This window comes from Paucisalibacillus globulus (genome assembly GCF_900184735.1).
Lineage (GTDB): Bacteria > Bacillota > Bacilli > Bacillales > Amphibacillaceae > Ornithinibacillus > Ornithinibacillus globulus_B.
This window is the reverse complement of record NZ_LT855386.1, coordinates 447,666-469,455: the sequence shown is the minus strand read 5'-3', so window position 1 is coordinate 469,455 and position 21,790 is coordinate 447,666. Positions and strand designations below refer to the sequence as shown.

18 protein-coding genes are annotated in these 21,790 nt (G+C 35.6%); 13 read left to right on the top strand and 5 right to left on the bottom strand.

Annotation, left to right across the window (positions count from 1 at the left end; translation table 11 throughout):
• Positions 1-262: 262 nt before the first annotated feature.
• The gene (locus tag BN999_RS04385; RefSeq protein ID WP_096270163.1) at positions 263-1,093 is read right to left on the bottom strand and encodes a cell division protein FtsZ; all 831 of its coding nucleotides are present in this window, start codon (positions 1,091-1,093) and stop codon (positions 263-265) included.
• A 238-nt stretch (positions 1,094-1,331) separates the two neighbouring features.
• Between BN999_RS04385 and BN999_RS04380 the strand changes: the two genes are divergently transcribed.
• From BN999_RS04380 to BN999_RS04370, 4 genes are all read left to right on the top strand, one after another.
• Positions 1,332-1,733 carry a MarR family winged helix-turn-helix transcriptional regulator gene (locus BN999_RS04380; RefSeq protein ID WP_096270162.1) on the top strand — a complete coding sequence of 134 codons (402 nt, stop codon included), beginning with the start codon at positions 1,332-1,334 and terminating at the stop codon, positions 1,731-1,733.
• 15 nt (positions 1,734-1,748) lie between these two features.
• Positions 1,749-2,960 carry an MFS transporter gene (locus tag BN999_RS04375; protein WP_096270161.1) on the top strand — a complete coding sequence of 404 codons (1,212 nt, stop codon included), beginning with the start codon at positions 1,749-1,751 and terminating at the stop codon, positions 2,958-2,960.
• 144 nt (positions 2,961-3,104) lie between these two features.
• On the top strand, positions 3,105-3,263 hold the full coding sequence (locus BN999_RS20500) for a hypothetical protein (protein WP_176481869.1): 159 nt from the start codon (positions 3,105-3,107) through the stop codon (positions 3,261-3,263).
• Positions 3,264-3,408: 145 nt separating this feature from the next.
• Complete coding sequence (locus BN999_RS04370; protein WP_096270160.1) at positions 3,409-4,269, top strand: NAD-dependent epimerase/dehydratase family protein; 861 nt, start codon at positions 3,409-3,411, stop codon at positions 4,267-4,269.
• 120 nt (positions 4,270-4,389) lie between these two features.
• On the opposite strand, the gene BN999_RS04365 is transcribed toward BN999_RS04370, so the two are convergent.
• Positions 4,390-5,268, bottom strand: coding sequence for a proline iminopeptidase-family hydrolase (locus BN999_RS04365; protein WP_096270159.1), 879 nt, complete (start codon positions 5,266-5,268; stop codon positions 4,390-4,392).
• A gap of 621 nt (positions 5,269-5,889) precedes the next feature.
• Here BN999_RS04365 and BN999_RS04360 point away from each other — a divergent pair.
• A complete protein-coding gene (locus BN999_RS04360; protein WP_096270158.1) occupies positions 5,890-6,639 on the top strand; it encodes a DUF4181 domain-containing protein in 750 nt (249 codons plus the stop codon).
• A gap of 24 nt (positions 6,640-6,663) precedes the next feature.
• Positions 6,664-6,948: a DUF2087 domain-containing protein gene (locus tag BN999_RS04355; protein ID WP_096270157.1), complete on the top strand. Its 285-nt coding sequence runs from the start codon at positions 6,664-6,666 to the stop codon at positions 6,946-6,948.
• 27 nt (positions 6,949-6,975) lie between these two features.
• Here BN999_RS04355 and BN999_RS04350 read toward each other — a convergent pair whose 3' ends face one another.
• The 3 genes from BN999_RS04350 to BN999_RS04340 form a co-directional block, all read right to left on the bottom strand.
• Positions 6,976-8,328: a TldD/PmbA family protein gene (locus tag BN999_RS04350; protein ID WP_096270156.1), complete on the bottom strand. Its 1,353-nt coding sequence runs from the start codon at positions 8,326-8,328 to the stop codon at positions 6,976-6,978.
• On the bottom strand, positions 8,329-9,723 hold the full coding sequence (locus tag BN999_RS04345; RefSeq protein ID WP_096270155.1) for a TldD/PmbA family protein: 1,395 nt from the start codon (positions 9,721-9,723) through the stop codon (positions 8,329-8,331).
• A 159-nt stretch (positions 9,724-9,882) separates the two neighbouring features.
• On the bottom strand, positions 9,883-10,716 hold the full coding sequence (locus BN999_RS04340; RefSeq protein ID WP_096270154.1) for a TetR/AcrR family transcriptional regulator: 834 nt from the start codon (positions 10,714-10,716) through the stop codon (positions 9,883-9,885).
• A 105-nt stretch (positions 10,717-10,821) separates the two neighbouring features.
• Between BN999_RS04340 and BN999_RS04335 the strand changes: the two genes are divergently transcribed.
• The 7 genes from BN999_RS04335 to BN999_RS04305 all read left to right on the top strand — a co-directional run bounded on the left by BN999_RS04335 (position 10,822) and on the right by BN999_RS04305 (position 21,695).
• Positions 10,822-13,902, top strand: a complete 3,081-nt coding sequence (locus BN999_RS04335) for an efflux RND transporter permease subunit (protein ID WP_096270153.1) — start codon at positions 10,822-10,824, stop codon at positions 13,900-13,902.
• 127 nt (positions 13,903-14,029) lie between these two features.
• Complete coding sequence (locus BN999_RS04330; protein ID WP_096270152.1) at positions 14,030-14,788, top strand: sporulation protein; 759 nt, start codon at positions 14,030-14,032, stop codon at positions 14,786-14,788.
• 125 nt (positions 14,789-14,913) lie between these two features.
• Complete coding sequence (locus tag BN999_RS04325; RefSeq protein ID WP_096270151.1) at positions 14,914-16,128, top strand: DUF819 family protein; 1,215 nt, start codon at positions 14,914-14,916, stop codon at positions 16,126-16,128.
• 794 nt (positions 16,129-16,922) lie between these two features.
• Complete coding sequence (locus BN999_RS04320) at positions 16,923-17,855, top strand: DMT family transporter (RefSeq protein ID WP_096270150.1); 933 nt, start codon at positions 16,923-16,925, stop codon at positions 17,853-17,855.
• A gap of 128 nt (positions 17,856-17,983) precedes the next feature.
• On the top strand, positions 17,984-19,042 hold the full coding sequence (locus tag BN999_RS04315) for an LLM class flavin-dependent oxidoreductase (protein WP_096270149.1): 1,059 nt from the start codon (positions 17,984-17,986) through the stop codon (positions 19,040-19,042).
• A gap of 11 nt (positions 19,043-19,053) precedes the next feature.
• Entirely contained in the window at positions 19,054-19,620 is a 567-nt protein-coding gene (locus BN999_RS04310) for an NADPH-dependent FMN reductase (RefSeq protein ID WP_096270148.1), read from the top strand.
• Between the two features lie 119 nt (positions 19,621-19,739).
• Positions 19,740-21,695 carry a GTP-binding protein gene (locus BN999_RS04305; RefSeq protein ID WP_096270147.1) on the top strand — a complete coding sequence of 652 codons (1,956 nt, stop codon included), beginning with the start codon at positions 19,740-19,742 and terminating at the stop codon, positions 21,693-21,695.
• Positions 21,696-21,790 lie beyond the last annotated feature (95 nt).

Below are 21,790 nucleotides of genomic sequence, written 5' to 3'. Positions count from 1 at the left end.
CTGTAAATTGAAAGGGGTTACAATAAAATGGACAGTCCTCTTAAGGGAACTGTCCATCCGTATTATTGTCTGTTTTTAGGGTATCTTACCTTACCTTTCATCTCGTTAAGTTCCTTTTTGCTTTTATGTTTTTTCTTTTTATCTTTCATTTTGAGAATCCCTCCTTGAACATTAGTTTGAACGGTTATATACAAAAAATGTATAAGGATTTAGGGTTCAACTAAAATAAATCTAACAATACGTAACGAATTTTTTAGGTATTCTAACGATTTTCTACCAACCATTTCCGAATAAAATTTCTATATTTACTTGAAGAAGGCTTATTCTTTTCTTCTTCAGGCATTTTAACCGGATCACTCAGCCCATTTACAAGCATTGTGATTTTGAACCGCTGTCCAGGCTCGTCCATAAAATAAGAACCTATCTTAAATAACTCTGCTTTATCGAATAAATCATTTAGTCGTAAGTTGATTTGTCTAAATGTTTCCATGTCTACATCTCGTGTGTATCCAATATTTAGGATAAGTTGTTCAGCCTCGGTAAAGTCAGTTGGTAAATATGGTGTTTGAATTAAATGTTTTAACGGTTCATCAAAATTTCTTCCTTCAATAGTATGTAAGAATAAAGGACATCTATTCTGATAAATAAATGCCTTAACATCTTGATAATCTATATTTACTTTACCGGTTTCGTCAATCATTTCCCTTAGCGCTTTTATTGTTAGTTCTTCAATTGTATCAAATACTTCTCTTGCTTCATGGATTGGTGTTGATGGATCAATAGTTTCCATCAGTCCTTCACTGTCAAAGAAAATGACCGCATCACAGAATTCTTTCATTATAAAATACTGCTCTCTAGCTGTCATTTGTCTTCTTTTACCTTCAAATCGAAATGGAAATCGAAAGACGCCAATTAGAAGGGGTTTTCTTTCCCTTAGTGATTGGAGTTGTTTGGGTAGCTCTTGTGTCTCGCTTGGATTTCCACCGATAAAACGATAAAAACATATGTCATCCTTCTGTTGTTCAGCAATAATCGATTGTTGTCTATCAGAAAAGTCCGTATCTATTCTAAATGGTCCAAAAATTCTCTCCATGTCGCCTCTCCCAACTCTAATTATTCATTATTTTCACCATAATATCAGATATTACATATAAAGGTTGTCACATTGTGTTGAGAAAAAGGACTAGTTTTGTTGAAATACAAAAGACTACCCTGTAATACTATTAGAAATAAACTTTCATTACACCAGAACTACTTTACAAGAGGAAGGGAAACGTGTAATATAGGTAATATTGTAAAATACTTACCTAGGTAACTATTTGGAGGTTAACATGCTTAATCAGGATTTGCTACATTTATTAAATCAACGTGTTCGGTATATAAACAAAAAGTTAAATGAAAGATTACAAGAACATGGTTTATATAATTCGCAATGCTCCATTATGTACTATCTATATAAAAATGGTACAAAGACACAAAAAGAGATTATGAATTATTTTCATGTCAATGCTCCAACCATAACAAGAACAGTAAAACGAATGGAAGAGAATGGCTGGGTTAGCAGAGTAGAAGGTCAAGACCGTCGTGAACGTTACATTGAATTAACGAAAGAGGCAAAAGAAAAATATAAGGAGATTGAGAATACAGTTTCTATTCATGATGAAGAAATACTCATTAACTTATCAGAAAAGGAAAAAGAAGCATTATTTGAGATGCTTTTAAAAATAGAATAGAGGAGAAATAACAGCATGACTCATCAAAAAGGTAAGATTTGGACTAAGGATTTCATTAATATTTCATTGGTTCAATTTATTATATTTATCGGCTTTTATACATTACTTACAACGCTACCTATATATGTATTGAAAGAATTAGGTGGTACAGAAGCAGAAGGCGGATTAGTGGTAACGGTTATGCTAATTGCTGCCATTATCATGAGACCAATATCAGGTGGTCTGATTGAAAAAGTGGGTAAAAAAAGAACATTAATGTGGAGCACGGGCTTGTTTACAGGTACCATGTTTTTTTATTTTATGGTTGATAGTTTTATGGGATTAATGATACTTAGATTCCTTCATGGACTATCTTTTGGTGTACTAACAACAGTTGTTAGTGCAATTGCGGCTGATGTTGTCCCAAATGAACGAAAAGGTGCAGGCTTAGGGTATTTTGCAATGGCGACTAATATAGCAATGGTAGTAGGTCCATTTTTAGGGTTAACTCTAATTCAATTTATTTCATTTAAATCATTATTTATTCTTATTAGTTTCATTATATTAATCAGTGTCGTGTGTGCGATTCAAGTGAAGGTACCAAAAGTTGTTTTCCCAGCACCAAAAGAAACAAAGAAGAAGTTTACCATTAATAACTTGATCGAAGTGAAGGCTTTACCAATTGCCTTTATTAGCTTATTTGTTGGAATTTCATATTCTAGTATCTTATCTTATGTTAGTGTATTTGCGGAAGCAAACAATTTAGCAAGTGTTGCAAGTTATTTCTTTGTTGTGTTTGCGGTAGTGATGATATTAGCTCGCCCATCACTTGGTCAATTATTTGATGTAAAAGGACCGAAATATGTAATCCTTCCCTGTTTAATAATCTTTAGTATTGGTTTAGTAATGTTAGGATTTTCTACTTCTCCTTGGATGTTCTTAGTTGCGGCTGGTGTAATTGGTTTAGGAAGTGGATCTCTACTTCCAAGCTTTCAAACTATGTGTATCCAAGCAGGTGGACCAGGAAGAAGTGGTCATGCAACAGCTACTTTTTATATCTTCTGGGACATTGGTATTGCGACAGGATCTTATGTACTTGGAATGATTGTTGCGATGTTTAATTTCCAAGTGTTGTATATTTCATGTGCTGTATTACTTATTATTGTTCTAGTGTTGTTTAACATACAACAATCGTTTCAAGGAAGAAAAAGAAATGTAGAACAACAAATAACAGTAGAAAACATGTAATTAAAACTTGGTTTCAGTCTTAAGTCTGAAAATCCCTACAGTAATAGTAGGGATTTTTTGTGTGAAAAAATCAGTCGCGGTCCCGAGGTTATGGGTGTTCAAAGTGAGTATGATAATAGTAAGAAAACCAAGGGAGGAAATAACATGTATTATGATATAAATAGATTGTTAGTGGAAGAAAAGATGAAGGAATTAAGAGAATATGCTTATGCTAGTAATGTAAATGGGAAGAGTAGAAAGAAGCTTGAAACCTTTAAACAGCAACTTTCTGTTCAAGGATTTAAAAGTAAAAAGATAAGTTAAACTCCTGAATAATAAGGAGTTTTTCTTTTTTATCTATTAGATAACCGTTCGTTTCGTGCTATGGGATTATTATCGATGCCAAATAGTTAGTTATTTTATTATTTGTCCATGATAAAATATAAAAATAAAGGGGGAGAGATTCTAAATGAAAACAGCATTAGTATTTGGTGGTACGAGGTTTTTTGGTGTGAATCTGGTAGAGGCATTATTAGAAAAAGGGATAAAGGTAACGGTTGCTACTAGGCAAAACAGTGGTGATCCATTCGGAGACAAAGTGGAACGACTAAAGGTTGATAGATTTGACAAAGCATCTGTAGAAAATGCCGTTAAAGACAAGGAATGGGATGTAGTGTTTGACCAGTTATGTTTTTCATCCAACGATGCAGAAATAATCGCACAAGCTTTAGTAGGGAAAATGAAACGCTACGTTTTCACTTCAACATTATCAGTCTATGATTACGGAGTAAATATGGATGAGGAAGTATTTGATTCATATTCATATGAGCTAAAAATGGTAGACCGACAGGAAGTATCTTATCAAGAGGGAAAAAGACAAGCGGAAGCATACTTTTTCCAAAAGACAACCGTACCAGTAGTGGCAATGCGCATCCCCATTGTACTTGGTGAACATGATTACACCGAAAGATTACTACATTATGTAAATAGTGCAAAAGAAGGTAAGCAGGTTTATTTCCCAAATCTTGAAGCTGAAATGTGTTTTGTGCATCAAAAAGAAGCAGGGGAGTTTTTAACTTGGGTTGCAGACATTGATATTACTGGTCCTATTAATGTATGTGCAAATGGATTCATTACAATGGGAGAGTTGGTTAAATTGATATCCGATAAGACAGGGCATGAGTTGGCGGTTACCTCTGAACAGTTAGAATCTCCTTATGCTATTACAGAAACTTGGACATTAAATAACAAGAGAGCAGAAAATCATGGGTTTCAATTTACAAATCTTCAAGACTGGTTGCCAGGATTAATCACATACTTGGCAAAATAATATAATAAAATTTAATTAGCTAATTTATAATCGAGTAAGTTAAGAAGTCGTTGAATATCTAAATGAGGTGGAACTAATCTTATACTAGTTCCACCATGTCTTTAGATATTCTTCTAATACTTATAAAGCATTAGATGATAGGAAATATTTCATGATCTTCATGAATTCATCCGTTTCTTCAATATATGGCATGTGAGCACTCTTCTCAAAAATATGAAACTTGCTATTAGGTGTTAAACTACTAAAATACTCTGTAGACTCCGGTGTAGCTTCGTCATATCTACCACAAGTATATAGAGTTGGCACTTCTATCTCATGTAGTTCCTGTGTGCAATCGAAGTTCTTTAAGTTACCTGCTACATCAAACTCTGATGCACCCCACATAATATTATATACTTCAGAGTTTTTATATTTTGATCCTTCTTTTAGAAAGGGAGGTCTTTTTAATTCTGATAGTCGACATACAAAATGGTTGTTAAAGATTTTTGTTGCTTCTTTGTATGCGTCAGAATCTGTATTCCCCTTTTTTTCACACTCTTCAATAGTTTGTTGAATTTCTATCGGAAGTTTCTTTAGATTTCTCTTTTGATCTTCAGCCCATCTAGGAGCACTTAAACATGGGCTAGAGAAAATGATGCTTTGAACACCTTCTGGATATTTAAGATAATAAGCTGCCGCAAGTGTTGTACCCCATGAATGACCTAAAAGGTGGAATTCATTTAGTCCAAGCCCATCTTTTAATTGTCTTACTTCTTCCACAAAGCGGTCAATATTCCAAAGAGTCGTATCGTTTGGGCGATCTGAATTTCCACATCCTAATTGATCATATAGAATAACCGGTGTAACTTCCGCTAATTCCTTCAATCCTTGTAGTGACCAATGTGATGAGCCTGGTCCGCCATGTAGCACAATGACTGGTGCATTATTCGTATTTTTATCATGACGTTGATACCATACTTTCCCTCCAGTTACTTGAACAAATCCTTCAGTAATTGTCATCATACATCATCCTTTTTCACATCTGTTTGTTTGACTGTTTAATAAAGATTGTTGTTATTCGGTTAGTTACTTTTAACAAATAGTAGATAGAAACTGCACGGTAAACTTTATTAGAACTGGTGAGAATTTATGCTACCGCTCCGGCAGAATACTCCGCTTTCCACGGGCACGGCCTCAGCCTCCTCGAGGAAAGATCGCCTCTGCGGGGTCTTCGGACACGTGCTATTCCCGTAGGAGTCTACGTATTCTGCCTACGCTAGTCGAGTCTTCTAATTATAGTTATTTGTTAAATTATGACCTTTAGAAATAGTGCTAATATATGAACTCTTACTAGCGAGGGAAATACACGGAGACTCCTGCGGGAGGATAGGCATCGGTGAGACCCCGCAGTGCGATAGCGCGAGGAGGCTCACCAGCCGCCCGCGGAAAGCGGAGTGTATTTCCGTAGCGGGGTTAGGTGCTCCCAAATAAAAATTATTAGCCGCGCAGTTTCTAATCAATAGTAACAAACTTTGTAATTACAGCCGTTTGTATTTATAGTACCATTTATCTTACTTGAAGCCATACTTAATCCTTTGTGATAAACTATTAATAAGATTCAGAAAGTATTGGAGGTATGAGATGTTAATTTTTACTATTGTTGTTCTGGTAATTATGTTTATCGTTAGTGCAATATTAAAGAAAAAGTATAATATTCAACAGGACTTTGCTCCTCTTAGGTATTATAGTAAAGCCCATAAGTGGGTTGAACGAACTTTGTTTTTGGGATTTGTTATTATAATAATTTTGGTTTATATGAACTATACATCAGCAGAATTGTACTTGTTTTTGGGATATCTAGTTATACTATTTGGCTATCGAACTTACATGGAATATAAACATGAAAGGGAAGAGAAAGAATACCTACTAACACTAGTATTAACTTGTAGTGCATTAGTGCTATTTGTTGGATCTATATTCTTTGTACATCAATCTTTGGAACCGTATAAAATGGTTGTGAAGGAAATAGAAACACTCAGTCCTGATTCAATCGATCAAGTCGAAATCGTGAATTATTCTTGGAATGAAAATGCCAGAGATGTCCTTGATATTATGGAAAAGAAGCGCGAAGTTGTCCTAGAAGATAATGGAATTATTTCTAAATTATTATCTGAATTATCGCCGGAAAAGCTTCGTGTTAGCGATGTTGATATTAAGAATAAAGATAGTTATTATGATTTGATATTAGAGGGAGATACGGATTTTAAACTAACAGTTTATGAGAAAGCTATAATAATTGACTACGGGGATGTTGATTCTTTTAAAGTTGTGGGAAGTAACAAATTATATCAGCTGCTTGAAAAAGATGAATTTGCATGGGTACTGCCTTAAATATTAATAAAGTGGGGGAGAAGGATGACAATAAAGTTTGATATCACTGATAATGAAAGAGAAAAAGTCATAAAATCTTACCTTAGTGAAGGGAAACTAAATACATTTCCAAGCAAAGAGAAAAGAAAGTATATAATCTTAGAATATATAATAGATAGTTTTAATTCAGAAAAGGTATACACAGAAAAAGAGGTAAATGAATTACTCAAAGATTTTTATTTTGATTTTGCAACGATTAGAAGGTATTTAATTGATTATAAGTTTCTTGATAGAAGTAAGGATGGGATGGAATATCGAGTGAAAAAGTAAAAGGTAGCCGGTTAGGCTACCTTTTCTTTAATCAACTGTAACAGCTAATCCCTTTATTGTTAATGAAGGGGAACCAATGTATCCATAAGAATCCATAGGAGAAAAAATTAGGTCGGAACCAACATCTACAATATCCTGCATTAATTCAAAGAAATTACCAGCTATAGTCATTTGGTTTGTTGGACTAACAATTTTGCCATCTTTGACATAGAACCCATCTGCTGCTAGAGAGAAGTCACCAGAAATTGGATTTGCTCCAGAATGAAGTCCTGCTAAGCTTGTAATGATAATTCCTTCTTCGAGTCCGGCATATAATTCCTCGTATGACTTGTTACCTGGTTCAACATAAAAGTTAGATGGACTAACACCAACTGAGTCTTTGTAGGATGATTTATGTCCGTGACCGGTTGGTTCCACCCCGTCTTTATTAGCGGTTTTTAAATTGTGAAAATACGTCTTTAAAACCCCATCCTCTACAATGGTTAATTGTTTAGTTGGGACACCCTCAGAATCAAAAGTACCACTACGTATTCCATCAGGTAAATGCGGATTATCAACCAGAGTTACTACACTAGAGGCTATCTTGTGATCTATCTTTCCTTTAAGTCGAGATTGATTATCTTGAACTGACTTAGCCGAAAAAGAAGGTGAGAAGGTAGCCAACAAACTCGAAGCAGCAAAGTTATTCAATATAACCGGATACGTTTTATTTGAATATGATTTTCCGCCTAAATGGCTCAAACTCTTTTCTACTGCTTCCTTGGCAATATCTTCTGGGTTTAATGAATGTAAGTCTTTTGTTAATTTAAAGTAAAAATCAGACTTAATCTCATCGTTTTCTTTTACTACTACTGAGAATACTACAAATAAAAAGTTATTACGATCTTGTAATGCAAGGCCTTTATTATTAAATAAAGCTTTTTCTACTAATTGATCTTGAATAGCAGCATAATCAGTTTGTACAACTCTCTTATCATAATCATAGATTTTTTTCTCCACTTTTTTAAGAAAATCAATTTTTTCTTCGATAGATATTTCTGAAAGTCTAGTAGAGTAGAAATCTATTTTTTCATAGTTTGTATTTCCTTCAAATAAGTCTTGAGGATCATCTTCAATTAAGCTTGAATTCTCCTTGATATTATCTAAGAGGAACGAAACAGAATCCTCATCTAGCTTTTCGGTATAAGCATAGCCCATTTTACCATTATAGAGACCTCGAACCGATACTCCATTAACGGTTGAAGAACGATAATCGTCTATTTCTCCTTTATAGATTTGACAACCAAATCCTGATTGCTTTTCATAATAGAGTTCTAGATCTGTGAAACCTAATTTTTCACCTTCTGCAAAGAGTTGATCACGAAATGTAAGTAATTCCATTTAGTTTGCCTCCTTTCCGCCAACGGTAATTTCACTAACACGTAACATCGGTTGCCCTACATTGACTGGAATACTTCCACTAGAAGCACCACACATACCTGCACCATGACCAAGATTATTTCCTACCATATCTACTTTCTGTATGGTTTTAGCTCCGTTTCCGATTAAAGTAGCACCTCGTATTGGTTTATCAATCTTTCCGTCTTTTACAAGATAAGCTTCATTAACAGCAAAGTTATAATCCCCAGTAGCTGGATTAACAGAACCACCGCCCATATATTTCGCATAGATTCCAAACTCAGTATTGGCGATAATCTCTTCAGGTGTTGATTCACCAGGTGCAATATACGTATTCGTCATTCTTGATGTAGGAGCAAATTTATAAGATTCTCTTCTTCCAGATCCGGTTGATTCAGCATTCATTCTACGTGCATTAAATTTATCAATTAGATAACCTTTCAAAATACCATTCTCTATTAGTACGTTTTTACGGGCTTTCTCACCCTCGTCGTCAATATTAATAGATCCCCATTCGTTTGTAATGGTCCCGTCATCAATATACGTTACTAAATCTGATGCGACTTTTTCCCCTACCTTGTTAGCAAATACTGAATTATTTTTAGCTACAGCAGCAGCTTCTAAACCGTGTCCACATGCTTCATGAAAGATAACGCCACCAAATTCATTGTCGATCACCACAGGGAATTTACCACTTGGAGCTGGATCAGCATGTAACATAGTGACTGCGATACGAGAAGCTTCTTTAGCATAATGTTCAAGATCTAACTCTTCTATAAATTCAAATCCCTGATATCTCCCAGGTCCGTAGAATCCAGTTTGCATATCATGTTCATTGGATGCGATTGCATTTACGACAAGACGACTCCTGACGCGGGTATCTTCAACGTATGTACCTTCAGAGTTGGCAATAAGTACATGCTGCTCTTCTTCTAACAGCCCTATAATAGCTTGTGAAATAGATGAGTGATAGTCTCTTACGATTTGATCTGCTTTACGTAAGACTTGTAGTTTACGTGTTTTTTCCACACTGTTAGGCATGAGGTGGATAGGGTGTATCGTATTAACGGTCTGTTTCACTAATGGTAATACAATGTTATGTTCTCCTGGTGTACTTTGAATTGCTTGTGATGCTGCGTTTGCCGCCTGTAATAGGCCTTCTTTTGAAAAGTCATTCGTATAGGCATAAACACTATTTAGCCCTTTGAACACACGAATCCCGACTCCAAAATCTCTCCCCGATAGACTTTTTTCTAATTTACTACTTTGCAGACTCATTCGATTCGTAAATCGATCTTCTACAAAGACTTCTGAAAAATCGCCACCAGTAGTTAATGCTGCATTAAGGACATCTTCTATGAGTGCCTTATTTAACATAAAATCCCCCCTAATAATACTTATTTAACTTATCTGAATTTATTATACAGCATATTGAAGTTAAGTGATATTAATCTTAAGGCGGGTTTTTACTCCGTCTAGAGGCGGAATTAACATGAGTAGTAAAAAAACACTTCAATCAATATTGAAGTGTCTTAATTAGTTAATGTTAAAGTATTTAGTTAGCAGATGTGTTAACCATTTGTATTGTGAGAGGTTTTTAATATTTTCAATTAATCCTTTAACAATAGCTTGTTGATATGTCGGGGTTCGAATTTGTTCCTTTAGTAATAGTAGGGACTCTTTTGCAATTGAATCCTCCAGTTCATCGATTGTTGTATTAATTAACTGCAGGAGATTGTCCTCTGAAACTTCTTCTTCTTGAAATTGTTGAAACATTTTTCCATTGTCTTCCGTAATAAAAGGCATGGTAATATTCTTTGCAAGTATATCCGTTTTTTCAACTAATGATCTAGATATCAGATCTACATCAAATTCCATGCGATTGAAGAGTAAATAACCGGAATAACCATTGATTAATCCTTTTATAGATAGAATCAAATCGAATTTAATATTGTTTATTGCTTCACCATAGACTTTTTCAATCATAGTCAGGATGGTTTGATCTGTTTTACGATCGTAATAGCGCATTTTGTTTAGTAACGCATCATTAAAAGTATGCGTTTGTTCATTCAGGAGTATTTTTACAAAATTGGCATGATTTTGGAATGATTGAAAGCTAGTATGGTAAAAGTAATACAAAATATCATCTGAATTTGAGCTTGTGACCGCAGAGTCAATGTCCGCTGCTAACTGCTGCATAAAGTGATCGATTAGCGCAATAATAAGTTCGTCCTTTGATTTAAATGATAAATAAAAAGCTCCCTTTGAAATTCCGCAATAGTCTGTTATTTGTTGAACAGAAGTAGCTTCAAATCCTTGGTTAGCAAATAATTCAAGAGATTTATCCATGATTAATTTCTTTTTACTCATTGTAAAGTTTCTCCTAATAATTCTTCTAATCAGTTGACAAAATGACCGATTAGTCATTAGTATAGAGAAATGAGTTTGTAATGTCAAATTAGGGTAGGTGTAAATGTGAAAGGTTTTGTTAATTTTGTAGTTAAAAACAAGCTAGCAGTATGGCTGTTAACAATTATCATTATTGTGTCCGGTATATATTCTGGTTCTCGTATGAAAACAGAAATGATTCCGGATATCTCTATTCCATATTTAATGGTAACAGGTGTGTATCCTGGTGCAACTCCTGAAAGGGTTATGGAAGAGGTTTCTATTCCAATAGAAAAAGCAGTCGAGAATTTGGAAGATGTTAAAGCAGTTTATTCCAATTCATATGCCAATATGGCTAGTATTCAAGTTGAGTACGATTATGGTATTGATATGGACGAGGCAAAAAGAGCTCTTGACTCTGCTCTTGATAATGTGACACTTCCTGATAGTGTGGAGGCACCAACTATTACGTCTATAAGTATGGACATGATGCCAGTTGTTGCTCTTAGTATAAGTAGTGAGACAGAGGATATTGTAGAATTAACATCAACAGTTGAAGAGATTATCGTTCCAAATCTTGAAAAATTAGATGGGGTAGCTTCTGCAACAATTACCGGTCAGCATATTGAAGAGATTGAATTACGATATGATGAAGAGAGATTAACAGAACTCGGTATAACTGAAGATGATGTTAAACAAATGATTCAAGCAAGCGACATGGCAATATCTTTAGGACTATACGAATTTGAAGAGGGAGAGCAAGCTGTTGCAATTGATGGGAAATTCATGTCAGAGAATGATTTAAAAGACATGCTAATTCCAGTTACTCCTTCTGAGACTCAACCACTTCCGTTTGTGAAACTAAATGAGATTGCTTCTGTTGAGACTATTGGTAAGGTTCAATCGGTTTCTCGTACTAATGGGGAGAATGCAATTGCAATTCAAGTTGTTAAAGGACAAGAAGCGAATACGGTTGACGTAGTAAATGAAGTAAAAGATTTAATGAAGGAAGAAGAAGCAAATATTGAAGGGCTAGTTGTTGATATTTCCCTTGACCAAGGACAACCAATCGAGGAATCAGTTGCGACCATGGTAGAAAAAGCTGTTTTTGGTGGATTGATTGCAGTACTCATCATTCTACTATTCTTGCGTGACTTTAAATCAACAATTATTTCTGTAATATCTATTCCGGTTTCCATATTTATTGCGTTAATGTTATTAAATTGGATGGATATTACACTTAACATTATGACTCTAGGTGCGATAACCGTGGCGATAGGGCGAGTTATCGATGACTCCATTGTAGTAGTTGAAAATATTTATAGACGATTACATTTACGTGAAGAAAAGTTAAATGGTAGAGCTTTAGTTCGTGAAGCTACTCTTGAAATGTTTAAGCCAATCGCTTCTTCTACATTAGTGACAGTGGCTGTCTTCGCTCCACTAATCTTTGTAGGTGGAATGGTCGGTGAATTATTCTTACCGTTTGCTCTAACCATGACATTTGCATTAGGTGGTTCATTGTTAGTTGCGATTACAATCGTTCCAGCACTCTCACATTTCTTATTTAAAAAGAAACTATATAGTGAGAAACAGGAAATCAAACATAAAGAAGCTGGTAAATTAGCTAATTGGTATAAAGGAATTTTACGCTGGACTTTAAACCATAAGATTATTACATCTGCTATAGCGATCATTATGTTAATCGGTAGCTTAGCATTAATGCCATTGATTGGATTTAGTTTCCTTGGTAGTGAAGAAGAGAAGGTAATGTATTTAACCTACACTCCTGAAACAGGTGAACTACCAAAAGAGACACTAGAAAACGTGTCAGTAGTTGAAGAAGAAATGTTAAAACGTAAGGATATTGATATTGTTCAATTATCGATTTCGGAAAATGACCCACAAGCTTCCATGATGGTTGGTGGAGGCGGTGCATTAATGTACTTAATCTTCGACCCTGATACAGAGAATTTCCCAGAAGTTCGTGAAGAGATTGAGGAATATGTCTTTAATATTGGGCAATCTGGGGAGTGGAAGAGTCAGAATTTCTCTGCCATGGCATTTTCTTCAAATGAAATAAGTTACACACTTTATAGTGAAGACTTAGATAAGTTGAATGAAGCAGTTTCGATGGTAGAAGAAGTGATGAATGGAAATGACGGATTAAAAGATGTATCTTCTAGTAAGGAAGAATCTTTTGTAGAATATACATTTAAAGTTGATCAAGAAGAACTATTACAATATGGTTTAACAACTGGTCAAATCGTCATGTTATTAAATCCAAACCGTTCTGAAGATATACTAACAACAATTGAAAAAGATGGTCAGGATCTAAATGTAATAGTAAAACACGATGAACAGATACAAGAGCCAAAATCAATTGATGAGTTATTAGAAACAGAAGTAATGACGGCATTAGGAACAACAATGGCACTTTCTGAACTTGTAGAAGTTGAAGAAGGGTCAACCCTGAATACACTTGCACGTAGTGAAGGAGAGTATTATGCCTCTGTTTCTGGAACAATAATTGGTGATGATATTTCCAAGGCTTCAGCGGAAATAGATGAAGCGATTAGTGAGTTAGAGTTTCCAAAAGGAGTAACAACAGGAGTGGCTGGTGTAACCGCGGATATGGAAGAAACATTTACACAACTCGGTTTTGCAATGCTTGCTGCTGTGCTAATTGTTTACTTTATCCTAGTTGTAACATTTGGTGAGGGTCTTGCACCATTTGCCATTCTTTTCTCTTTACCGTTTGCGGTTATTGGTTCGTTTGTTGGACTTCTAATTGCAGGTGAAACGATCTCAGTTACAGTAATGATGGGATTACTAATGTTAATTGGTATCGTTGTAACGAATGCCATTGTACTAGTTGATCGGATAATCCATATGGAACATGAGGGAATGGGAATGCGAGAGGCAATACTGGAAGCAGGCGCTACACGACTTCGTCCAATTCTTATGACAGCAATTGCAACTATTGGTGCCTTAATACCAATGTTATTTGGTAATGCCGGTGGTGGTTTGATTTCAAAAGGTCTTGCTATTACGGTTATTGGTGGATTGGCAAGTTCAACCCTTTTAACTTTAATCATTGTTCCAATTGTTTATGAGATTTTGTCAAAAATCTTTAAGAAAAATCGTAAAGAAATTAAAGAGAATTAATGAGAAATAGGTGGTTTGGCTTATGGGCTAAACTACCTATTTTTTTATTCTTGGGTTTTTATAAGAAAAATATTTTTGTATTATGGAAATAAGTATTTTAATAAAATGTAGTAAGGGGGAATGGGGAATGTTTAAGAAGTTATTAGCGAGTGTTGGAATTGGTAGTGCAAAAGTAGATACACAACTAGTAAGTGATCAGCTTCTACCGGGTGAAGAAGTACGTGGAAAAGTAGTGATTCAAGGTGGAGGGGCAGAACAACAAATTGAAAAGATTAATTTATTTGTCATGACAGAAGCAGTTCGTGAAAAGGACGATCGTAAAGTTTATGAAAAAGTTGTACTTGGTTCATTTGTTGTTGGGGAATCCTTTTCTATTCGTGAAGGTGAAACTAAGGAAGTAGATTTTCAATTTAGATTACCTATACATACACCACCAACACTAGGAAGGACAAAAGTTTGGGTGCAAACCGGTCTAGACGTACCAAGTGCTATAGACCCAACAGATAAAGATTTTGTTAGAATTTCACCACATCCATATATGAAAACTGTTTTGGATGCTTTGACAAATGTCCTAGGATTTCATTTACGTAAGGTCGAGATGGAGTATTCACGTAAGCATCGTTATGTACAAGAATTTGAGTTTTACCCAAGTAATGAATTTCGCAGAGATCTAGATGAGTTAGAAGCTATGTTTTTTATGCAAGAAGACCGTGTGGAGGTTGTTCTACAAATTGACCGTCGAGCAAAAGGGCTTGGTGGACTTTTTGCGGAGGCACTGGAAATGGATGAGAATTTTGTAAGAGTAACTTTCTTAGATGGCGATCTGGAACAAGGTACGACTTTTATAGCAGAGAAGTTAAGAGGTATTATTAGTCGCTATAGTTAAATTAATTTAAGGAGGTCGGTGTAATCACTGACCTTTTTTTGTTAGCAAAAGTATAACAGGATAAAATAGCAGTAAAAATACATATGCGTTATAATTTAATATTATTGATACTAAGGAGAGTTTTCATGATTTATGCACTTATACAACCAGATGATATATGGGTTCTTTGGGCATTTTTAGCTGGATGGGCTGCCGTTAGTATATATTTGGAACAAAAATACAAATGGGCTTCCAAAATATCTGGTGCAATTATTGCACTTGTTGGCGCGATGCTCCTAGCAAACTTTAATATCATTCCAACTGAATCTCCTGTATATGACACGGTTTGGAGTTATGTCATTCCTCTTGCAATACCATTATTGCTGTTTAAGTCTAATATATTAAAAATATGGAATGAAAGTGGTAGATTATTACTGATTTTTCTCATTAGTTCAATTGGAACGGTAGTAGGGGCTATTGTCGGTTTCTTTTTGTTAAAGGACTTCATACCAGATTTGTACAAAGTTGTTGGAATGATGACGGGCTCTTATATAGGTGGCAGCGTGAATTTAGTTGCACTATCTGCTCGATTTGATACTCCTGGAGAATTGATATCTTCAACAGTTGTTGCCGACAATTTAATGATGGCATTATATTTCTTAGTCTTGATGGTTATTCCAACCTTAGCCTTTTTTCGTAAACGATATAGTGCACCATATCAGGAAGAGGTTGAAAATTCTTCTGACAATCACAATTTAGCGGCATCTTATTGGAAGGGTAAAGAAATCTCATTAATGGATATAGGGCTTGCAGTAGGTTCGGCTTTTGTACTTGTCGCAATTTCTTTTAAGTTAGCTGAAGTTTTTAAACAGTTCATCCCATCAGGAGATAATGTAAATGTTATATTAAACACACTGAACGGAATTCTAGGTGATAATTACCTAATGCTTACAACGGTCACCTTACTAGCTGTAACAATCTTTTCCGGCTTCTTTGAGAGGATTAATGGAGCGCAGGAGATAGGGACATACCTCATATATATCTTTTTTGTTGTGATCGGTGTTCCAGCTTCCCTTCCTGTAATCTTACAAAACGCACCGTTATTATTTGTATTAGTGTTTATCATGGTTGGTTTAAATATGGTAATTTCATTCGGATTTGGTAAGTTATTTAAATTTAATCTGGAAGAAATTATCCTTGCAAGTAATGCGAATATAGGTGGACCAACAACAGCGGCAGCGATGGCTATTTCAAAAGGTTGGAGTAAACTAGTTGCACCAGTATTGATTGTTGGAACCCTTGGCTATATTATCGGTAATTATTTAGGTGCAGCAATCGGTACCTGGCTTGGTTTATTTTAGTTTTAGTTTATTATCATGGTTGATTGAAACCGTGCGGTAACTAAGGATTTTGGACGAAGCATCATACCCGCTACGGAAATACACTCCGCTTTTACTGCCTGCAAGGGGCGACTGGTGAGCCACGGGCCAACAGGATGTTGGTCACAAAGGCGTTGCCTCAGGATGAGGCGTTCCTAGCCTTTGAACCCCTATTTTGCTCTTGCGGGGTCTCACCGATGCCTATCCTCCCGCAGGACAAGGAACGCTACGAAAGCGATACATCGCACGAAGAAAAAGTGATTTTCTTTTTCAAGGAGTCTCCGTGTATTTCCTTCGCTAGTAATAAGTGATTAAGGGCAATAGAACCACTTAAATCCAAAAATATGATTAATAACTAACAATAATTAGAATACTAAACCAGCGCAGGCAGAATACGTAGACTCCTCGAAAATAAAGAACAATTTTCTTCGTGCGATGATTATGCTGCCGAAGCCTTCCTTGGGACTGCGATTACTCGCCCCACCGAAAACCATTGTCCTGCGGGAATAGCACGTGTCCGAAGACCCCTAGAGAGGCGATCTTTCCTCGAGGAGGCTGAGGCCGTGCCCGTGGAAAGCGGAGTATTCTGCCGGAGCGGTATATTACCACCACGCCCATTCATGACAGTCGTAACCGCACAGTTTCTATCAATTATGTAAGAAACAAATATTTATAGAGAAGTCATACGTTTTCATAATGTTATTTCCTTCTTCCTGTTTCTAGAATCTAATGCTATATTTAAATAATGATTTAATCTGGGAGAAGAGGTAGCAAGGATGCATAGAATTAAAGGAATAATTATGATTATTATTGGTTCCATGTTCTGGGGTGCAACAGGTCCGCTAATTGAAAGAATCTTAGAGACAACCGGTATTACGGTTTCATTTTTATTAACGCTAAGATTAACAATAGCGGGTCTTTTTCTACTTTGCTTTCTTCTTATAAGTAAAAAAGACATAGTATCCGTTTGGAAAGCACCATCCTGGAGATATCAGCTAATAATTTTTAGTGTTTTTGGGATGTTGGGTGTGCAGTTTACATTCGTAGGTGCTATCAATGCAAGTAATGCGGTTGTTGCAACATTACTTCAATTTTCAGCACCAATTTTCATAACCACTTGGGTCTCCTTACGAATGAAGAAAATTCCACCTAGAATACAAGTGATTGGTATACTTGGAACCCTATCTGGATTATTTTTGTTAATGACAAATGGTTCATTTGAATCCTTAATGGTTAGTAAACAAGCCCTCCTATGGGGACTGGCAGTCGGTGTTGCCTTTTCGTTTTATACGTTATATCCAGCTCGGCTGATGAAAGAATTAAGTATATTGGTAATTGTTGGATGGGCTATGTTGATTGGTGGAATTGTATTGGGGACTACTAATCAAATATGGCGATCTAAAGAGTGGGTGATTCTTACTCAAGTCGAAGTGTTATTGATGATAGCTTTGATGATTGTATTAGGTACCATAGCCTTTGTCCTATTCCTTTCTAGTATGCGCTATATTACACCTGTTGAAACGAGCATATTATCTAGTGTGGAGCCATTAACTGCCATGATCATATCTGTCATATGGTTTGGAACAATGCTCCAAGCTGTTCAATTATTCGGAGTTATCATCATGTTAGTTTTTGTTACGATACTATCCATAGGTGGAAGTAGCAAGAAGGAACTGAGTAAAAAAGCACTTAAGGAGGAAATTTCTTAGGTGCTTTTTTATTTAATGTTTCACAGGCAGTAAACTAGATTAATATATATTGTATAGTGTACTATTAAGTGAGAAACGCTCTCAATTACTCCAAATTGAGATGAATGGCTGAACGGAGGATTATTTTTATGGAAAAGTATCGCATCAACCCAAACTCTGGATTAGAATTTGGTTTATATACTTTGGGAGATCATATTGCCGATCCACATACAGGTAAACGGATCTCTAATCAACAACGTATTAAGGAGATAATAGAACTAGCGAAAATGGCTGAACAAGCGGGTATAGACTTTTTTAGTGTAGGGGAAAGTCATCAAGAATACTTTACTACCCAAGCACACACAGTGGTCTTAGGAGCAATTGCTCAGGCGACAGAAAAAATTAAAATTGCTAGTTCATCTACTATTATTAGTACTTTAGATCCGGTGCGTGTATTCGAAGATTTTGCAACGATTGATTTAATATCGAATGGTCGAGCTGAGATTATTGCTGGCCGTGCATCAAGAGTAGGAGTATTTGACTTACTAGGTTACAACCTAAGAGATTATGAAGAGTTGTTTGAAGAGAAATTTGACTTGCTGTTGAAGATAAATCAAGAGGAAGTTGTTAATTGGAAAGGTAGTTATCGGGCACCTTTAAATAATGCCAAAGTGATTCCAAGACCACTTAATGGATCGTTACCGATTTGGCGTGCAGTTGGTGGGCCACCGGCAAGTGCTATCAAGGCAGGATATGCTGGGGTACCGATGTTTCTAGCCATGCTAGGTGGACCGGTTTCCAGTTTCAAACGGTCAATAGAAGCTTATCGAGAAGCCGCAAATCGAAGTGGTCATAATTCAGATGAACTTCCAGTTGCAACGGCTGGCTTTTTCTATGTTGCGGATACAACTCAAGCAGCCCAAGCAGAAACGTATCCTTATATCAATGAAGGTATGAAATTAACTAATGGTAATGGTTTTCCTAAACAACATTTTGCTCAAGGTGCACATCCACAAGATGTGATGAATATTGGTAGTCCTGAGCTAGTAATAGAAAAAATATTATATCAACATGAGGTATTTGGCCATCAACGCTATATTGCACAAATGGACTTTGGTGGTGTTACGTTTGATAAATTAAAGCGTAATATTGATATAATAGGTACAAAAATATTACCTGAAATAAAGAAACATACACGGAAAAAATAGGGGGAGCATGTATGAAGATTGTTGGCTTATCTGGGTCTATAGTTGGATCAAAAACAAGAACAGCGATGGAGCGTACTATTAATATTATTTCTGAAAAATATCCGGAGATCGAAGTTACATTAATCGATCTAGCAGATTTTAATATACAATTCAGTGACGGTCGTAATTACTTGGAATATGAAGGTGATACTGCATATGTGACGCAAACCATTATGGAAGCAGATGCAGTAGTAATTGGCACACCTGTTTTTCAGGCATCTATTCCAGCTACTTTGAAGAATATATTTGATTTACTACCAGAGAAAGCTTTCATAGATAAAGTAGTTGGTTTTGTAGTAACTGCAGGTTCTCCAAAACATTATTTAGTTGCTGAACAACAATTAAAACCAATACTTGCCTATATGAAGGCACAAATCGTTCAAACATATGTATTTCTTGAAGAACAAGATTTCTATCGAAAAGAAATCGTTAGTGATGATGTGATTTTTCGTTTAGAACGTTTGGTAGAAGATATAGTTACATTAACTAAAACATATGAAAGTATTAGAAAAGAAAAAGAAGCAGAATACGGTTTTTAGGAGAATCTGGGATAATACCAGATTCTTTTTTTTGTTAGTTTAATGGCTTATGTATAGAAATTTGATTATGGTTAAATCTGATATAATATTTTATAGAATAAATTTATGGGGAGTTAATAATGAACAAAACAATAGGAATATTAGCACATGTTGATGCTGGAAAGACAACCTTCTCTGAGCAATTACTTTTTCATACAAAAGCAATACGTAATAGAGGTAGAGTAGACCATCAGAGTGCGTTCCTCGATAATCATGATATAGAAAAGCAAAGAGGAATAACGGTGTTTGCAGATCAAGCAATATTTCACTATAAAGATTCTACATATTACCTATTAGATACACCTGGGCATGTTGATTTTTCACCGGAGATGGAGCGATCTATTCAAGTTATGGATTTTGCTATCATCATTATAAGTGCAGTAGAAGGTATTGAAGGTCATACAGAAACGGTCTGGAGATTGTTGAATAAACACCATGTTCCAACATTCTTCTTTATCAATAAAACTGATAGAACAGGGGGGGATGTTGAGAGGGTAATAGCAGATATACGTAATAACTTAACAAGTGACGTGTTGAATTTGAATGCTGTCTCAATTACTGATTCGCTTGATGAAAAGGTAATAGAATTTGTGGCTGAAAGAGATGAGAAACTCTTTGACTATTATATGCAATATGGCTTTAACCATGAATTGTGGGTTAATACGATGAAAAATATGATTAAGGAATGTACTCTATTCCCTTGTTTAAGTGGTTCTGCATTACAAGATATTGGCATCGAGGATTTTATAGAGAAGTTAAATAATTTAACAACAACTAATTATAAAAAAGAAGAAGAACTTTCAGGTCGGGTGTATAAAATTCGTTATGAAGATGCTGGTACAAGGTTGACATTTATTAAGGTCATTAGTGGTACTTTAAAAGTTCGTGATGAAGTAGTTTATGGCGATATAGATAATAAAATTACAGAAAAAATTACACAAATAAGAAAATATAATGGAAATCAATATGAAGTGGTTCAACAAGTTTGTGCGGGTGAACTTTGTGCTGTTATTGGATTGTCACAAGCTACTACCGGGGATGGAGTTGGCAAGTTACCCGCTAAAAAAATGAGCTTTGACATGATTCCCACTCTCCGTTCAAAGGTAGTCTTTGAATCGCAAGTTAATGCAAAAGAAGCTTTGAAATACTTTATGATCTTGGATTCGGAAGACCCTTCTTTAATGGTTTCCTGGGAGGAGAAGTTACAACAAATCCATATCCATGTGATGGGAACGATTCAGCTTGAAGTATTGAAGCAGGTTGTATTGGAAAGATTCGGCTTACTGGTTAATTTTGAAAAACCTGAGATTATATATAAGGAAACGATTGAGTCTACTGTGACAGGGTATGGTCATTTTGAACCGCTTAAGCATTATGCAGAAGTTCATCTTAAGATTGAACCAGCACCACGCAATAGCGGTATCCAATTTAGAAGTACATGTCATACGGATCATTTATCTTTAGGGTTACAGAATTTGGTCAAGCAGCATATTTATGAACGGGATCACCATGGTTTATTAACTGGTTCAGGGCTTACAGATGTTAAAATTACACTGCTAACTGGCAGAGCCCATAATAGACATACTCATGGTGGTGATTTTCGAGAGGCAACCTTTAGGGCGATACGTCAAGGATTAGAAAAAGCCAAAAATAGATTATTGGAACCTTATTATCAATTTAATATCAAAGTGGAAATAGAGCAGATGGGCAGAGTAATGACGGACATCCAAACTGCACATGGGACATTTGAACCACCAATGACAGATGGCGATAAGGCTATAATAACAGGGAAAGTACCAGTTTCAACTTTTATGGATTATACTACTACACTCGCCTCATATACAAAGGGAAAAGGAAGTATTTCGTTAGATTTTGCTGGGTATGACATTTGCCATAATGAATCCGCAATAATCGAGAAGATTGGCTATGATAAAGAATCTGACCCGATGTATACATCGGCATCTGTGTTCTGTTCAAAAGGTGCAGGATACAGTGTGAAGTGGGACGAAGCGGAAAAAATGATGCATTGTCAATAAGTTCATTTTATTACCGTTAAACAATTACTACATAATATGGGCACATATTTAAATGGATGTTTGGAACAATATAGATAGTATTTTGTAGAAATTGT

Bases quoted from the DNA above. Each gene is read 5' to 3' on its own strand.
- BN999_RS04385 (WP_096270163.1), bottom strand. From the start codon at position 1,093: ATGGAGAGAATTTTTGGACCATTTAGAATAGATACGGACTTTTCTGAT.
- BN999_RS04380 (WP_096270162.1), top strand. From the start codon at position 1,332: ATGCTTAATCAGGATTTGCTACATTTATTAAATCAACGTGTTCGGTAT.
- BN999_RS04375 (WP_096270161.1), top strand. From the start codon at position 1,749: ATGACTCATCAAAAAGGTAAGATTTGGACTAAGGATTTCATTAATATT.
- BN999_RS20500 (WP_176481869.1), top strand. From the start codon at position 3,105: ATGTATTATGATATAAATAGATTGTTAGTGGAAGAAAAGATGAAGGAA.
- BN999_RS04370 (WP_096270160.1), top strand. From the start codon at position 3,409: ATGAAAACAGCATTAGTATTTGGTGGTACGAGGTTTTTTGGTGTGAAT.
- BN999_RS04365 (WP_096270159.1), bottom strand. From the start codon at position 5,268: ATGACAATTACTGAAGGATTTGTTCAAGTAACTGGAGGGAAAGTATGG.
- BN999_RS04360 (WP_096270158.1), top strand. From the start codon at position 5,890: ATGTTAATTTTTACTATTGTTGTTCTGGTAATTATGTTTATCGTTAGT.
- BN999_RS04355 (WP_096270157.1), top strand. From the start codon at position 6,664: ATGACAATAAAGTTTGATATCACTGATAATGAAAGAGAAAAAGTCATA.
- BN999_RS04350 (WP_096270156.1), bottom strand. From the start codon at position 8,328: ATGGAATTACTTACATTTCGTGATCAACTCTTTGCAGAAGGTGAAAAA.
- BN999_RS04345 (WP_096270155.1), bottom strand. From the start codon at position 9,723: ATGTTAAATAAGGCACTCATAGAAGATGTCCTTAATGCAGCATTAACT.
- BN999_RS04340 (WP_096270154.1), bottom strand. From the start codon at position 10,716: ATGAGTAAAAAGAAATTAATCATGGATAAATCTCTTGAATTATTTGCT.
- BN999_RS04330 (WP_096270152.1), top strand. From the start codon at position 14,030: ATGTTTAAGAAGTTATTAGCGAGTGTTGGAATTGGTAGTGCAAAAGTA.
- BN999_RS04325 (WP_096270151.1), top strand. From the start codon at position 14,914: ATGATTTATGCACTTATACAACCAGATGATATATGGGTTCTTTGGGCA.
- BN999_RS04320 (WP_096270150.1), top strand. From the start codon at position 16,923: ATGCATAGAATTAAAGGAATAATTATGATTATTATTGGTTCCATGTTC.
- BN999_RS04315 (WP_096270149.1), top strand. From the start codon at position 17,984: ATGGAAAAGTATCGCATCAACCCAAACTCTGGATTAGAATTTGGTTTA.
- BN999_RS04310 (WP_096270148.1), top strand. From the start codon at position 19,054: ATGAAGATTGTTGGCTTATCTGGGTCTATAGTTGGATCAAAAACAAGA.
- BN999_RS04305 (WP_096270147.1), top strand. From the start codon at position 19,740: ATGAACAAAACAATAGGAATATTAGCACATGTTGATGCTGGAAAGACA.